At 63.6% G+C, this 14265-nt stretch carries 13 protein-coding genes and 2 pseudogenes; 3 read left to right on the top strand and 12 right to left on the bottom strand.

Annotated features, from left to right (window positions below; translation table 11 throughout):
- The first annotated feature begins 69 nt into the window (after positions 1 to 69).
- The 3 genes from EJ078_RS25060 (at position 70) to EJ078_RS25050 (ending at position 3757) form a co-directional block, all read left to right on the top strand.
- Positions 70 to 1071, top strand: a complete 1002-nt coding sequence (locus tag EJ078_RS25060; RefSeq protein ID WP_127216175.1) for an ornithine cyclodeaminase family protein — start codon at positions 70 to 72, stop codon at positions 1069 to 1071.
- Entirely contained in the window at positions 1068 to 2573 is a 1506-nt protein-coding gene (gene hutH, locus EJ078_RS25055; RefSeq protein WP_127216176.1) for a histidine ammonia-lyase, read from the top strand. Before EJ078_RS25060 ends, hutH begins: the two co-directional genes overlap by 4 nt.
- A 203-nt stretch (positions 2574 to 2776) precedes the next feature.
- Positions 2777 to 3757: a glycosyltransferase gene (locus EJ078_RS25050; protein ID WP_208720906.1), complete on the top strand. Its 981-nt coding sequence runs from the start codon at positions 2777 to 2779 to the stop codon at positions 3755 to 3757.
- Positions 3758 to 3859: 102 nt separating this feature from the next.
- Here the strand turns inward: EJ078_RS25050 and EJ078_RS30890 are convergent.
- The 12 genes and pseudogenes from EJ078_RS30890 to EJ078_RS24995 form a co-directional block, all read right to left on the bottom strand.
- A pseudogene (locus EJ078_RS30890) lies at positions 3860 to 3997 on the bottom strand (3-methyl-2-oxobutanoate hydroxymethyltransferase); the annotation flags it as partial.
- Between the two features lie 3 nt (positions 3998 to 4000).
- A complete protein-coding gene (locus EJ078_RS25045; RefSeq protein ID WP_067328880.1) occupies positions 4001 to 4315 on the bottom strand; it encodes a MocE family 2Fe-2S type ferredoxin in 315 nt (104 codons plus the stop codon).
- A 47-nt stretch (positions 4316 to 4362) separates the two neighbouring features.
- Positions 4363 to 5456 (bottom strand): annotated as a pseudogene (locus tag EJ078_RS25040) (fatty acid desaturase family protein).
- A 5-nt stretch (positions 5457 to 5461) separates the two neighbouring features.
- Positions 5462 to 6376: a sugar phosphate isomerase/epimerase gene (locus EJ078_RS25035; RefSeq protein WP_095824970.1), complete on the bottom strand. Its 915-nt coding sequence runs from the start codon at positions 6374 to 6376 to the stop codon at positions 5462 to 5464.
- Positions 6377 to 6402: 26 nt separating this feature from the next.
- Positions 6403 to 7515, bottom strand: a complete 1113-nt coding sequence (locus EJ078_RS25030; RefSeq protein ID WP_127216178.1) for a Gfo/Idh/MocA family oxidoreductase — start codon at positions 7513 to 7515, stop codon at positions 6403 to 6405.
- Between the two features lie 94 nt (positions 7516 to 7609).
- A complete protein-coding gene (locus EJ078_RS25025; RefSeq protein ID WP_095829436.1) occupies positions 7610 to 8674 on the bottom strand; it encodes an ABC transporter ATP-binding protein in 1065 nt (354 codons plus the stop codon).
- On the bottom strand, positions 8674 to 9462 hold the full coding sequence (locus tag EJ078_RS25020; RefSeq protein WP_127217373.1) for an ABC transporter permease: 789 nt from the start codon (positions 9460 to 9462) through the stop codon (positions 8674 to 8676). Before EJ078_RS25020 ends, EJ078_RS25025 begins: the two co-directional genes overlap by 1 nt.
- Complete coding sequence (locus EJ078_RS25015) at positions 9462 to 10331, bottom strand: ABC transporter permease (protein ID WP_127217374.1); 870 nt, start codon at positions 10329 to 10331, stop codon at positions 9462 to 9464. The genes EJ078_RS25020 and EJ078_RS25015 overlap by 1 nt, the downstream gene beginning before the upstream one ends.
- 28 nt (positions 10332 to 10359) lie before the next feature.
- Positions 10360 to 11424 (bottom strand): ABC transporter substrate-binding protein, encoded by a 1065-nt coding sequence (locus tag EJ078_RS25010; protein WP_066992230.1) that lies wholly within the window; start codon positions 11422 to 11424, stop codon positions 10360 to 10362.
- A gap of 38 nt (positions 11425 to 11462) precedes the next feature.
- Positions 11463 to 12437, bottom strand: a complete 975-nt coding sequence (locus tag EJ078_RS25005; protein ID WP_127403203.1) for a PfkB family carbohydrate kinase — start codon at positions 12435 to 12437, stop codon at positions 11463 to 11465.
- Positions 12434 to 13465 carry an ADP-ribosylglycohydrolase family protein gene (locus tag EJ078_RS25000; protein ID WP_127216187.1) on the bottom strand — a complete coding sequence of 344 codons (1032 nt, stop codon included), beginning with the start codon at positions 13463 to 13465 and terminating at the stop codon, positions 12434 to 12436. Before EJ078_RS25000 ends, EJ078_RS25005 begins: the two co-directional genes overlap by 4 nt.
- 2 nt (positions 13466 to 13467) lie before the next feature.
- Positions 13468 to 14193 carry a GntR family transcriptional regulator gene (locus EJ078_RS24995; RefSeq protein ID WP_127216186.1) on the bottom strand — a complete coding sequence of 242 codons (726 nt, stop codon included), beginning with the start codon at positions 14191 to 14193 and terminating at the stop codon, positions 13468 to 13470.
- Between the last annotated feature and the right edge of the window lie 72 nt (positions 14194 to 14265).

Genomic DNA, 14265 nt, shown 5'->3' with positions numbered 1-14265 from the left:
TTATCCAACAAACTTTCGTGTCGCCCCGCCGCCTGTTATGGATGAGCGCGGGCCGGACGAGGGAAATGCATGAAGCCGATCTATATCGACTACCTTAATGCTCTCGACATTGAAGCCCTTGGCCTGAGCGATGCCGAGATCATCGGCGCCGTCGAAGCCGGGCTCGTCGCCCAGGGCAAGGGCCAGACGGTGATCGAGCCGCGCGTCCATCTTGAGCCGGATCCGTCCTTCCGCGGTCATTTCAACGTGCTGCGCGGCTATGTGGCGCCGCTCGATGCGGCCGGCGTCAAGATCGTCGGCGATTATGTCGACAACTACCTGCACGCCCTGCCGTCCGAATTCGGCATACTCAACCTGTTCGACCCGCGCACCGGCGCGCCACGCGCCATCCTCGACGCCACCGTCATCACCGATATGCGCACCGGCGCGGTCACCGCCATCGGCGCCAAGCATCTGGCGAAGAAATCATCCAGGGTGCTCGGTCACATCGGCGCGCGCGGCACCGCCTACTGGAACGTGCGACTGCTCGATCACCTGTTCGACTTCGACGAGATCCGCGTCCATTCGCGCCGCCCCGAAAGCCGCGACGCTTTCGCCGCGAAGCTTGCCGCCGACCTCGGCAAGCCGGTTGTCGCCGTTGCCGACTGGAAGAGCTGCGTGGAAGGCGCCGACATCGTTGTCGAAGCCTCGCGGCTACCGGAACCGCAACCCCTGCTCAAGACCGCCTGGATCAAGCGCGGCGCGCTGGTCGTGCCATATGGCACGATGAGCGCGGTGGAGCTTTCGCTTACCGACATCATGCAAAAGATCGTCGTCGACGACTGGGGTCAGTGCAAGGGCGGCAAGTTCGGCTCGCTGCGCGCCCATGTCGAGACGGGACGGCTGAGCGAGGCGACGCTGCATGCCGAGCTCGGCCAGATCGCTGCCGGGCACAAAGCGGGCCGGCAAAGCGACGGCGAGACGATCCTGTTCTGGCATCGGGGTCTGTCGCTCTCCGACATCGCGCTCGGCAAGGCGATGCTGGCCAAAGCCGCGGAACAAGGCATCGGCCAGAGGCTGCGTTTCGCATGACCCCGCTCGTTCTCACCGGCGCCGGCGTCAGCATCGAGGACGTGGCCGCCGTAGCGCGCAGTGCAGGCAAGGTCGAGATCACGCTGGCGGTCATCGAGAAACTCGGCAAGGCCCGCCAGGTCCTCGATGACGCCGCTGCCGGCGGCCAGCAGATCTATGGGCTGAACACCGGGCTGGGCGCCAATCTCGGCACGGCTGTCGAAGGCGATGCCGGTGCCTTCCAGCGCCAGCTTCTCGACGGACGCGGAGCTGCGGTGGGAAACCCATTGCCCGCCCAGCTCGTGCGCGCCGCAATGTTTGCCCGCATCGCCATGCTTTCCGCCGGCGGCTCCGGCCTGTCGCCGCATGTCCTCACCGCGCTTGTCGATCTGCTCAACGCCGGCATCCATCCGGTGATGCCGTCGCTGGGCTCGATCGGCGCCGGCGACCTGGTGCTGATGACCGCGATAGCCCACACGCTGATCGGCGAAGGCGATGCCGACTATCAGGGCAGGCGCATGCCTTCGGCAAAGGCGCTGATGATGGCGCGGCTTGCGCCAGTCAGCTTGGCACCGAAGGATGGTCTGTCGCTGATCAACGCTTCCGCGGTTTCTACCGGCGCCGGCGCGCTGGCGCTCGTCGACGCGCTGTCGGCACTCGAACAGCAGGAGCAGGCCGGCGCGCTCACCATGGAAGCGTTCGGGGCCAACCGCACCATCCTTGACCCGCGCCTGCATCTGGCGCGGCCGGCCGCCTGCCAGCAGGTAGCGGCAAAGGCGTTGCGCGACCTGCTCACCCGCGACGGGACGCCCGCGCCGACCACCCTTCAGGATCCGCTGTCGATCCGCTGCATGCCCTCGATCCACGGCGCGCTCATCCAGGCGATCGACCATGCCCGGCTCACGGTCGAGATCGAGCTCAACGCGTCCGCCGACAACCCGCTGGTGCTCGCCAACGACTCACTCGTGCTGTCGACCGGCAATTTCCACACCGCCTCGCTGTCGCTCGCCTTCGAGACGCTAGGTCTGGCGATTGCGCAATGCGCGGCGGCGTCGGCCGCGCGCTTCATCCAGCTCACCGGCTCAACCCGCCACGGCTTGCCGAAATATCTGTCGCCAATCGGCGGCGCGTCCGCCGGCTTCGTGCCGCTGCAGAAGACGGTGACGGCGATCCTGGCCGCCATCCGCCACAAGGCCAATCCGGTGATGCTCGACTTCCTGCCCGTGTCCGAAGGTGTTGAGGATCATGCGACGCAGACTCCCCTCGCCGTCGCCAAATGCGTCGAGATGATCGTACTGTGGCGGCGGCTGATCGCCCTGGAGCTTATGGCCGCCGCACAGGCCGTCGATCTTCGCGAAGGTCTGACACTTGCGCCGGCCACCAGCGCGATCCACGCGGCCGTCCGCGCCCATGTGCCGACGCTTAAGGAAGACCGGCCGCTCGGATCCCATGCCGATGCGCTCCATGCGGTGCTCGCCGACGGGTATTGGCTCCCTGCGGTGCACCAAATACTGCTCGACTAAACGAGATCAGGGTACCGCATCGTTGCGGACGATCGAGATCACCACCCGCCCAAGCCAACCCTCAGGCCAACTGGCCGCTCGCCCCGAATCGGATGGCCGGGCTCCGCCGCTTATGGGCCCGCCGGACGGCGCCCTCGGCACCCTCTTGGGTTGCACGATGAGTTCGGATATGAAGAGCCAAGGGCATATAAGGGGTGGCTCAATTGCATCGTTCCTGCTTCGTCTTGGCGGCAGACGCAAAAAATTTCCCATACGCTGTTCTGGGCGCGCGGCGCATACTGGACGTATCTGCGCCTATCGACGGTTTCATCCTTCATATCGGCGCCGGAACTGAGGATTTGCCGGTCGCGGACCGATTGCTCGGGGCTGCCGTCAAGATCGTCGACGTGTCCGATCTCATGAAGGAATTCGATTTCGATCCCGGTCACCTCAGCTTAGCAACCTACATTCGCCTGCTTGCCGACAAGCTGGCGGTATTCGAGCCCTACGACAGGCTCGTCTATGTGGACACCGATGTTATCTTCAACCGGTCGATCACCGACTTGGCCGATGTTGAACTGAATGCCCCACTCTTGGCGGCCCATGACGAACAGACCTATTTCGATCCGAGCTGCCGTGAGTCTCTTGAGATGGAGCCCGGCTCATCGCATTTCAACGCCGGCATACTGGTGCTGAACATGCCAATGATCCGCGCCGAGGGGCTCTTGGAGCGGGCGCGCGAACTGGCGCTGCGGCGGGTACCGAAGCTCGATCAGGGAGCGCTCAACATAGCGTTTGCCGGACGCTGGCAAACGATGCATCCGCTCTGGAATCTGCAGACCAACTATTCCAGCCAGATACCCTTCAGTAGAGCCTTCGCGCGTCATTTCACCTTCGGAAAGCCGTGGTGGCCAAGCCCTGAAGGAGTGGAACTCGCCGCGATGGCGATCTATCGCAACCTGGCGAAAGATACGCCCTGGCTCGATCGGTTCAAGCGTCCGCTCTGGACGAGAGGTCTGCGCAAGCGATTGCTCCGCAAATTCGACGGCCTCTCCGGGATCATTCTCAACAAGGAAAAATACAGACGCCGTTTCCGATTCAACGCCGAACGGTGCACCGCCATTTTTGCCGCGCAGGCCGATCAGGGGATGATGGCCGCAACCTATCCGGAGGTCCTGATGGGCGTGGTCAAGCTACGGAAATAGGCGCCGATCTCTCGACGAAAGCTTACCGGCTCGGGCCGCGAGGCCGGCCCAATACCTGCCGCACTTGGCGGCGAACCCAGGCAGACCCATCGCAGTGCCCGTTCAGGCTCTTGCGTCCACTTTCTTCATGAAACGCCTGAGCTCGTCTGGATCCATATGCACGATGTGCCGGTCTTCCGGATAGGCGCCGCTGTTGACGTCGCCGACATTTTCCGAGAACGCCGCGATGCGCTCCGCTTGCCTTCAGCCGATATCGATCATCACCTTGCCGGCCTCGACCTTCACCGGATAGGTTTTGAGGTTGACGCAGACCGGCGCGCCCTTGGCCTGGCCGGTCTTATAGTTGAAGCGGCCATTATGCTTCGGGCATTCGATGATGTCGTCCATCACCAGCCCGTCGGCCAAATGCGCCTTTTCATGCGTGCAGAAACCGTCGGTGGCGAAGAACTCGTCGTCAGGCGAGCGGTAGATCGCGAAGGTGCGGCCGCCATGGTCGAAGCGGATCACGTCCTCCTCGTCCACGTCGCCCACCGCGCACGCTTCGACCCACTCCGGCATCTTGTCCTCTCCTGATTGGGTTCGCGCAACTGCCGCGCGCACCGACCTTATTCGGCAGCCGCAGCCGTTATGTCGAGATCGTGGAATCGCCGCGATAGGGCTTGGCCGTCGGCGGCAATTCGCGCTTGAGGTAATAGTCCTCGTATTTCAGCTGCCTGAGCAGCACCGGCCAGACCTCGCGATAGGCATGCAACATCGACGGGTTCGGCTCCGGCAAATCGTGCTTGATCAACTCATGCAGCTTGGGCAGCGCATGATAGGGCACCATCGGGAACATGTGATGCTCCACATGGTAGTTCATGTTCCAGTAGATGAACCGGCTGATCGGGTTCATATAGACCGTGCGCGTGTTGAGCCGATGGTCGGTGACGTTGTCGGCCAGCCCGATATGCTGCAGCAGGCCGGTCGTTACCATGTGCCAGGTGCCGTAGAGCCGCGGCAAGCCGATCAGCACCAGCGGTATCCATGACCCAAACGCGATCGCGACAGCGATCGTCGCGACGTATACCGCGATGTGCCAGCGCGCCGCGATCACCGCCTTGTGCTGCTCCATCTCCGGAATGTAGCTCTTCTCGTCGTCCGACAGCTTGCCGAAGGCCTGGCGCACCAGCGTGGGCAGCGAATAGCGGAAGTCGAGAATGCCCGTGAAGGCGAGCGCAGCCTTGATGAGGTCCGGGGGCCGCATAACGGCGATCTCGGCATCGCGGCCGACAATGATCGTGTCGGTGTGGTGACGGGCATGGCTCCAGCGCCACTGCACCGGGTTTCGCATCAGCATGAACGAGGCGATGTGATAAACGACATCGTTCATCCAGCGCGTGCGAAACGCGGTGCCGTGCCCGCATTCGTGCCAGCGCGAGTCGCTCGACGAGCCATAGAGCACGCCATAGACGAACATGAATGGCACGACCCACCACGTGCCCCAGAACCAGACAATACCGGCGGCTGAGCCCAGGATCGCCGAGATCCAGATGACGCTATCGCGGATCGCCGGCCCGTCGCAACGCTGCATCAGCTCCTTCATCACCTTGCGCGGCACGTCGGTGTGGTACCACTCGGCCGATGCAAGTCCGGTCTCTATCGCAAGCCGCGTGCTCTCGCCGACAAGGCTGTAGTCGCGCTTCGTACCGGTGGTCGTCATCGTCATTAAAGCCCGTTGGCGCGGAATTTCCCGTCGAGGAATTTCTTGGCGCGCGGCACGTCCTCCTCGTCGAGATGCTCGATGATCACCGGGATGTTCGGGTGCTTTTTGCTGAGACGCTTGAGATAGAGATCGTAATTCAGCGCGCCGAGCCCCGGCGCCGGCAGTTCGATCTCGCCGACGCCGCGGAAGGTCAGCCCCTCATGCGCCTCCGCGTCGCCGATGTCGGCATGCTTCTCCGTCTTGTCGCCGCCCGAACGCTTCACGTCCTTGGCATGCGCGATTTTGATCTTGTCCGTCAGCGTGTCGAACACCTGGTTCAGCACTTGATCCATGCGGTCGATGTTGTGCGCCTCGAAATAGTTCGTCGGGTCCATCAACAGGCCGAGGCCGGGATGATCGACCTGAGCGAACATCCTGACCGTCTCCTCGACCGAGCCGACAACGTTGTTGACGTAGGTTTCGAGCAGGAACACCGCGCCGTGGTCGTAGGAGGTCTGGGCAAGATCCGAGATCACCTTGCGGCACTCCTCAAAACCCTCCTCGGTCTTGTTCTTCGGATGATGCACCCAGTCGGATTCGGTGTTGTAGGTGCCGGTTTCCGAGATCACGTAAGGCGAGCCGAAATCGCGCGCGTTCCGGATGATCTCCTTCAGGTAGGCAAGCCGCCGCTCGCGCTCGGCCCTGTCCGGGTGGATGATGTTCGTGTAGCCGGACACGCAGCAAACCGGCAGGTTGTGGTCGCGGAACGTATCGCGCACCCGCCTCGCCTTGTCCCTGGTGATCTGTCCGGCCGAGAGGTCGATATCCTTGAAATGCAGGTCGAGCTGCACGGTGTTGAAATCGAGCGCCCGGATGCGCCTGGCGACCTCCTCGAGCTCATACGGAAAATAGCCTGTGAAGATACCTGCCTGCATCATGAGGTGAAGTCCTCCCGATAAGCGATTCAATTGCCCTGTTTCTTAGTCGCCTGGTCGACAGGGATTTCGGACAGCCTGATGGTGCGGCCCTCCGCCATCGACCGGTAACCGGCCTCCACCAGCGCCATGGTGTTGACATTGTCGGCAACGGAAAGCGCCGGCGGCGTGCCGGTCTTGAGCGCATATTGCAGTTGCTCCATGACGCCGATGAAGGCATGCGGAAACCACATCGTCTCCCAGCTCGGGCTGACCCATTTGCCGCCGGTCGTCTCTGTCGAGGCGTAGGTCAGCGTCGAGGCGACGCCCTTCGGCCAACCGATCGTGCCCTTGGCGACACCCTTGGTGCCATCGACGCGCCAGTCGATGTGCTGGTCGTCGGAATAGCCTTCCTGACGCGGGCCGGACCAGACGTCCTCCAGCGACACCGCGAGCACGCCGGAGGGAAAGCGCAGCGTCGAAACGGTGATGCCGTCGGAATGTTCGAACTTGGTGCGCGGATCCCTGCGCGTCAGCGTCGTGATTTCGTCAGGGTCGCCGAACAGGAAGCGCAGCACGTCGAGGTGGTGCACACTCATATTGGCGAGCGTCAGCCGGTCATATCCGGCGAGGAAGGTTTGCCAGTGCGGGATGGCATGCATGTCGATCTCGGCGAAGACGATCTCGCCCAGCGCGCCGCTATCGATGATCTGCTTCAAGACGCGCATCGACTGGTCGTAGCGCATGTTCTGGTTGACCGAGAGGATCTTGCCGGAGGCCGCCGCCTCGTCGCGCAGCTTCACCGCTTCCTCGACCGAGAGCGCCAGCGGTTTCTGCGCCAGAATCGCCTTGATGTGCGGCTGGTTCAGTGCATGGCGCATCAGCGCGGGCTGCTGGTCCGGCGGGAAGGCAAGGTCGACGATCTCGACGCGGCTGTCTTCGATCAGCCGCTCGGGCGTATCGCAGACGGTCGGAATGCCCCAGCGGCCGGCGACCTTTTCGGCATTCGTCCTGGTTCGTGAGGCGATCGCCACCACCGGAAAGCCGGCTTGCGCGTAGGCGGCGAGATGGCACTCGGCCATGATCATGCCGGCGCCGATGCAGCCGATCCGGTACTCCTTGACCCGGACTTTCACGTCCGGCTCGAAATCCATGCTCGCCATCCATTCCTCCCGTCGAGGACTGGATTTAACGCCAGGATCAGGCGGTCAGCCAAGGGCCGCGCCATCATTTCCCATCAGGGACCGGGGATCCGGCTTACGCGGCGATCAGCACCGTGCTCTCCGGCGACCAGCTGAGCATCACTTCTTGGCCTTCGGCCAGCCGCTCGGCGCCGGTGTTCTGGACAATGACCTTCAGCGTCTGTCCATCGCGGTCGACGAAATAGGTGCTGTTGTTGCCGGCGAAGATGCGTTTTGAAACCTGGCCCCTGACCGTGTTGGCATATCCCGCCTCGGACGTTGCAGAGCCGGTTGAAATCTGGATGCGCTCGGGCCGCACGGCGCAGCTCGCCTTGGCGCCGGCCGAGAGAGACGCACCCGACGCAGCGGCGATTGCTGTACCGTCGGGCAGCCTGATGCCGTTGCCGGTCGCATCGCCGCGAAAGATGTTGGCGTCGCCGAGGAAGGTCGCGGCGAACTCGCTTTGCGGCCTGTCGTAGATCTCCTCGGGCGGCCCCTCCTGCACCAGTCGGCCGTCGCGCAATATGCCGATGCGGTCGCTCATCGTCAGCGCCTCTTCCTGGTCGTGGGTGACGAAGATGGTGGTGATGCCGATCTCGCGCTGGATGCGCTTCAGCTCGATCTGCATGTCGACGCGCAGCGCCTTGTCAAGCGCGCCGAGCGGCTCGTCGAGCAAAAGCACGCGCGGCTTGGTGACGATGGCGCGCGCCAGCGCCACACGCTGCCGCTGGCCGCCCGAGAGCTGGTGCGGCCGGCGGCCGCCGAGCTTGCCGAGTTGCACAAGATCCAGCGCCCGCTGCACTTCCGTTGCGATGGTCGCCTTCGGCTCGCCGCGCACCGAAAGGCCGAAAGCGACATTGTCGGCGACGCTCATATTGGGAAACAGCGCATAGTTCTGGAACACCATGCCGATGCGGCGCTTTTCTACCGGCACGCGCTCGACGCTTTCGCCGCCGATGGCGATGCGTCCGGTATCCGGAAAGTCGAAGCCGGCGATCTGCCTGAGCAGCGTGGTCTTGCCGCTGCCCGAAGGCCCGAGCAGCGCATAGAAGCCACCGTCGGGAAAGTCGATCGAGACATGGTCCAGCGCCTTGTGCGCGCCGAAACTGCGGGAGACGTTCGATACCTGGACGCCGGCCATTATTTCTCTCCGCCGAATTTGAAGAAGCGCGCCGTCAGCAGCATGAGCGCCATCGACACCACGATGATGATGGTCGACACCGCGTTGATCTCGGGCGTGAATCCCTTGCGGATCGCGGCGTAGATTTCGACCGGCAGTGTTGTCTGGCCTGGCGTCGACAGGAAATACGAGACCACGAACTGGTCGAAGGAGACAGCGAATGCGAACAGTCCGCCGGCGATCACGCCAGGCATGATCCAGGGCAAAGTTACGCGCACGGTAACCTGCCACTGATTGGCGCCGAGCGAACGCGCCGCTTCTTCCAGCTCCGGCGCGAAGGTCTGCAGGCGGGCGGACACGACGACGATGACGTAGGGCAGCGCCAGCGCGACATGGCCGAGCAGGATCGCGATGAGCCCGCGGCCGATGCCGATGCCGAAGAAGAAGATCAGCATCGCGGTGCCGGTAATAAGCCACGGAATGGCGATCGGCGGAAACAGCAGCGCCTGCAGGAATTTCTTGCCGCGGAATACGTAGCGATAGAGCGCTAGCGACGCCATCGAACCAAGCAGCGTTGAAAGGATCGTCGTGATGATCGCGATCTCGATGCTGTTCCAGGTCGCCGCGATCAGCTGGTCGTTTTGCGCGAGCGAAGCATACCAGTCCGTCGTCCACTCGAACGGCAGCTGGTAAAAAGGCGAGGCGTTGAACGACATCAGCGCCATGATGATGATCGGCAGATAGAGGAAGCCGAGCAACAGGAAGATGTAAAAGCGCCCGACCCATTCCAGAATGCGCGTCGTCGCCATCAGCCGGCCCTCCGCAAGACCGGTGCCGCGAGCGCCAGGATGACCAGCACTACGGCAAGCAGGATGAAGGAGAGCGCCGCGCCCAGCGGCCAGTTGAAGACGGCAACAAACTGGTCCTCTATGACGGTGCCGTAGAAAGTGCCGGTGCGGCCGCCGAGGATGCGCGGCTCCATGAAAGAACCCACGACCGGCACGAAGATCAGCGCCGCACCCGCGATCAGGCCGGGCATCGACAGCGGGATGATCACCCGCTTGAGCACCTGCAGCCGCGAAGCCCCGAGCGAGCGGCCCGCCTCGATCAGCGAGTCGTCGATCGCCTGCAGCGTGAGGTAACAGGTGAGCACCATATAGGGCACGTAGGAGTGCACCAGGCCGATGATGACCGCCGGGTAGGAATACATGAGATCGATATTGATCTTGAACGGCAAGACGGCATTGAGCGTGGTGTCGAGAATGCCGCCCTCACGCAGCACCATGGCCCAGGAGAAGATGCGCACCAGCCCGTTCGACCAGAAAGGCAGGATGACCAGCAGAAAGATCGCCTCGCGGCTGCGGCCTTTAAGAACCTTCGCCAGCACGTAAGCCGCCGGATAGCCGATAACGACGCACCAAAGCGTGACCTCGAGCCCGAGCCGCAGCGAGGCCAGAAGAAGCGTCAGATAAAGGCTTTGCGAGAAGAAGGCGGCGTAGTTGCCGAGCGTGAACGACCACTCCTTCCCGGCCATTGGCAGGTCGGTCATGAAGGAGAAGAACACCATGGCTGACAGCGGCAGAAAGATCGCCACCGTCAGCCATAGATAAGCGGGAAGCAGAAGCGGCAGGGCTGGCCGCAGTCCGCGGCGCGAACCGGTCGCGAGCTGCTCAGCCATGATGCCTCTCCTCCCCGTAAGACGCCAACTATTTCACGTTGACCTTCAGCTCCTGCCAAAGTGCCAGGTATTTCTCGCGCTGCTCATCCGTGACCGGCGCCTGGAACTGGATACGTTTGGCGACCTCTGGGCTGCCCATGACCTTTCGGTTGAAGGCGTCCTCGGGCAGCGCCTCGACCGCCTTGGTGTTGGCCGAAACCGGCGCGCCGACCTTGGTGACCCATTCGACATAGAATTTCGGGTCGATCATGTAGTTGATGAAGGCCTCGGCGCCGGCGACATTCTTGGAACCGGCCGGGATGGAGAAGGCGTCCAGCCAGGCGACGGCCCCTTCCTGCGGGATGACCAGCGAGACCGGCAGCTTGAAATGCGTCTTGGCGCGGTCGGCGGAGCCGCTCCAGTAGGTGCCGATATCGATCTGGTTGGAGGCAACCATCTGGTTCCAGTCGTTCTCCGAACTCCAGAAGGTCTTGATCTGCGGCATCAGCGAGGTGAGCTTCGCCTTGACCGCGCCCATATCCTTGATGTCGTTGATGTTCTGCCCCGATGCGATGGCGCCGAATTGCACCGCCTCGACGGCGTCGTCGCGGATGATGACGCGCCCCTTATGTGCCGGATCCCACATCTCGGCGATGCTCGTCGGCGGCTTGTCGAACGACTTCTCGTTGATGGCTAGAGCGGTCAGGCCCCACACCCACGGCACGCCATAGACCTTGCCGTCATGGTTCAGCATCGGCGAGCCGGCCTTGTCCTTGGCGATATCGGCATAGTTCGAGAGCTTCGACGTATCGATCGGCTGGATCAGCTTGCCGGCCATCGCCTGGTCGTTGAAGGCGGCGTTGATCATGACGACGTCGTAGAGGCCGGGATTGGTCCTCAGCTTGGTCAGCATCTCCTGTTCGGAGTTGAAGAAGTCATTGACGACCTTGTAGCCGGTCGCCTTCTCGAAGTTGGCGACCGCCCATGGCTCGTCGGCGCCGTAGCCCTTCCAGTTGAGCACATGCACTTCCTCGGCGGCCTGGGCGGCAAACGTGAATGCTGAGACGAAAACGGCGGTCGCCGTCAGAAAAGCGGTGAGTCTGGGCATGCGCATGTTTTTTCCTCTCATTGTTGGCCCGGTTGATGGGCTTGTTAAGTTGCAGTCGCGTCCTCCCGGCCATGCGCTATCGTTCCTTGATCGTGATGGCTTAGGAATTCCTGGATCTCACTGTCGGTCGGCGCGGACGAGCCGCCATGACGGGTGACGGAAACGGCCGCCGCGGCGTTCGCGTAGCGCGCCGCTTCGCAGGGCGACAGGCCGCGCGACAATGCGCTGACGAAGGCGCCGATATGCGTATCGCCGGCACCATTGGTGTCGACGGCGCTGACCGCGAAGCCGGGGATCGCGTGCGTGCCGCCTTCTGCCAGCCGCACAAGGCAGCCATGCGCGCCGGCGCGGATCACGACGCCCGCGGCTTTCGGGCAGTGTTCGGCCAGAAGCCGGATCGCGACGGTCTGCGCGTCGCCACGGCCGGCTATTGCGGCGGCCTCGTCGGCGTTGCAGCTCAGCCAAGCGGTGCGGGCAAGCATCCTTTCCAAGATCGGGCGCGGAATCTCCGCGATCACAGGCGTCGGATCGAAGACCACGGGAACTTCCTCCGGCAGCGCGTCGATCCAGGCGGCGAGCGCTTCGCGGCTGCCAGGGTAGCTCAACGTATAGCCGGAGGTGAAAACCCAATCGCCCGGAATGACTTGGACGGGCACCATCATGTCCGGTGTCAGCACGCTCTCCGCGCCCGGCCATGAGACGAAGGTACGTTCCGCATCGCTGCTGATCATGGCGACGCAATTGCCGCTGTCCATCAAGGGTGACGGCGGCGTCAGCGTCTCGATGCCTTCAGCGGCGAAAGCCGCGCGCAGGAAGTCGCCGTCTGCCCCGATGCCAAGCTGTCCGCCGAACACCACCTTCATGCCGGTGCGGCTTGCCGCGACCATCATGTTGAAGCCGCCGCCGGCGACGCGCGAATAGCTCGTCGCGGTCTTTTCGCTGCCCGCCGCCGGGAGAGCGTCGATGCGATATACATAGTCGACCACCGCGCTGCCGACATGAACGAGGCGCCCGCTCATGCGGCGTCCTCCTTGCCGCCACGGGCCTTCGGCATGCGTGCCGCGACAAGATCATTGGCCAACGGCTCGACCTCCGCGAGATCGATGCCCTTCAGTCCCGCGATTTGATCTTGCGGCAGGCCCGACAGGCCCGAACAGGCGCCCGCCATGCCCGCGGCGATGGCGCCTATGGTGTCGGTGTCGCCGCCGAGATTGGCGCTGATCACTGCCGCTCGCCACGCATCCCCGTTGGCAACCTCCAGCACGGCGAATGCTGCAGGAATCGACTCCTGGCTGGCGACCCCCGTGCCGATCAGGTCAACGATCAACCGGATCGCCTCTTTGTCGCGCTTCCCGCGCACAAGTTCCTGCGCCCAGAGGATGCGTTCGGCGATGTCGCCGCCGGTAACCCAGTGACCGAGCGCGGCACCAAGCTTTGCCGCCGCGACGGCATGGCCGGAAGCAGCGCGCCAGTCGGCGCCCGAAACACCGAGACTGACCGCGGCAGCAACTGCGGCTGCGGAGGCAATCGCAATCGACGTATTGTGCGTAGCCCGGCAGGTTTCCGCGACTTTGAGAACCAGGGCATCGAGCGGCTCCGGGCGGATCATAATGCCGACCGGCGCAATCCGCATCGCGGCGCCGTTGGTGTCGCCAGTTCGCCCCGCTTCTTCCGCCGGCACGCCGTTATTGATGGCGTCGATGGCCCGCTTGGTCGACGGTCCAAGCAGGTCGTAACTGCCACGCGCCTTGACGTCGCGCTCCCAGTCGAGCAGCGCGTTGACCCATCGCGCATGGTCGAAGCGATTCCCGGAGCTGACCAGGATGCGGCCGAGCAGCAGGGCCTGCTCGGTGTCGTCGGTGATGGCACCTGCCGGCAGCCCCTTCGACACCGGATGGTCGACGGCGGGCGCAACGAAACCCTCGACATGGCCATAGAGCTCGGCGATGCGGGCGGGCGACAGAAGCTGTGTCGGCATGCCCAGCGCATCGCCAAGCGCGCCGCCGATCAGCGCGCCCATCGCCCGGTCGATCGCGTCGGCCGCCATGCTCAGAACTCCAGATGCAGCGCGAAATGCGCCGGGTTGAGCAGGCTGGTGACGAATTCGATGGCGCGGCCGTCGGCGGCGCGCGTCAGCCGCCGCGTCCTGAGGAACGGCGTGCCCGGCGCGCAATCGAGGATGGCGGCATCAGCAGCGCTGAGCATCTCGATATCGACCCACTCCTCGCCATGGTCGGACACCAGCCCTGCCCCGCGCAGCGTCTGGTGCAGCGAGCCTTCGCGAAGCCCGCGCAGCGGCACGTCTTCCAGCTCGGGCGACAGTGGCAGGCGGCTGCGTTCGATCGAGATCGCATGGCCGTCATCGGCATTGGTACGGACGCGATCGACGGCGATGAAAGACGAGCTCTCGACACCGAGCTTTGCCGCGAGCTCGGCATCCTCGATGATCTCGAGCCTAAGCGTCCGGGTTTCGGCATTGGCGCCCGCATTGGCGAGCGCGCGCGACCAGCCGATCGCGTCATCGACCGGCATGCCGTCGAAAGTGACGAAGGACCCGATGCCGACCTTGGTGGTGATGAGGCCGCGGCTTGAAAGCTCTTCCAGCCCTTTGCGAACCGTGTTGCGGCTGACCGAGAAGCGCTGGACGAGCTCGTTCTCGCTCTGCAGGCGTTCGCCAAAGCCGAGCACGCCTGAGCGGATCTCGTGCTCCAGAACCGTCGCGATCTGCTCGGGCTTGCCCGTGCCGGGAGTGAGTTGCGTCGCGCGACGGGCCATATGGATACCTGTTCAATGAACCTGTATAATCCTGTTCATTAGCGTATGTGAGACAAAGCGTCAACGGCCAAG

Origin of the sequence: Mesorhizobium sp. M1A.F.Ca.IN.022.06.1.1, assembly GCF_003952605.1 — a bacterium.
In the GTDB taxonomy this organism is placed as follows: Bacteria; Pseudomonadota; Alphaproteobacteria; order Rhizobiales; family Rhizobiaceae; genus Mesorhizobium.
Note: the sequence above shows the minus strand (reverse complement) of the source record. Positions and strands in the feature narration are given on the sequence as shown.

What these genes read in the sequence shown, in the direction of transcription:
- EJ078_RS25060 (WP_127216175.1), top strand. Translation starts at nt 70, where the DNA reads ATGAAGCCGATCTATATCGACTACCTTAATGCTCTCGACATTGAAGCC.
- hutH (WP_127216176.1), top strand. Translation starts at nt 1,068, where the DNA reads ATGACCCCGCTCGTTCTCACCGGCGCCGGCGTCAGCATCGAGGACGTG.
- EJ078_RS25045 (WP_067328880.1), bottom strand. Translation starts at nt 4,315, where the DNA reads ATGCCGGAGTGGGTCGAAGCGTGCGCGGTGGGCGACGTGGACGAGGAG.
- EJ078_RS25035 (WP_095824970.1), bottom strand. Translation starts at nt 6,376, where the DNA reads ATGATGCAGGCAGGTATCTTCACAGGCTATTTTCCGTATGAGCTCGAG.
- EJ078_RS25030 (WP_127216178.1), bottom strand. Translation starts at nt 7,515, where the DNA reads ATGGCGAGCATGGATTTCGAGCCGGACGTGAAAGTCCGGGTCAAGGAG.
- EJ078_RS25025 (WP_095829436.1), bottom strand. Translation starts at nt 8,674, where the DNA reads ATGGCCGGCGTCCAGGTATCGAACGTCTCCCGCAGTTTCGGCGCGCAC.
- EJ078_RS25020 (WP_127217373.1), bottom strand. Translation starts at nt 9,462, where the DNA reads ATGGCGACGACGCGCATTCTGGAATGGGTCGGGCGCTTTTACATCTTC.
- EJ078_RS25015 (WP_127217374.1), bottom strand. Translation starts at nt 10,331, where the DNA reads ATGGCTGAGCAGCTCGCGACCGGTTCGCGCCGCGGACTGCGGCCAGCC.
- EJ078_RS25010 (WP_066992230.1), bottom strand. Translation starts at nt 11,424, where the DNA reads ATGCGCATGCCCAGACTCACCGCTTTTCTGACGGCGACCGCCGTTTTC.
- EJ078_RS25005 (WP_127403203.1), bottom strand. Translation starts at nt 12,437, where the DNA reads ATGAGCGGGCGCCTCGTTCATGTCGGCAGCGCGGTGGTCGACTATGTA.
- EJ078_RS25000 (WP_127216187.1), bottom strand. Translation starts at nt 13,465, where the DNA reads ATGGCGGCCGACGCGATCGACCGGGCGATGGGCGCGCTGATCGGCGGC.
- EJ078_RS24995 (WP_127216186.1), bottom strand. Translation starts at nt 14,193, where the DNA reads ATGGCCCGTCGCGCGACGCAACTCACTCCCGGCACGGGCAAGCCCGAG.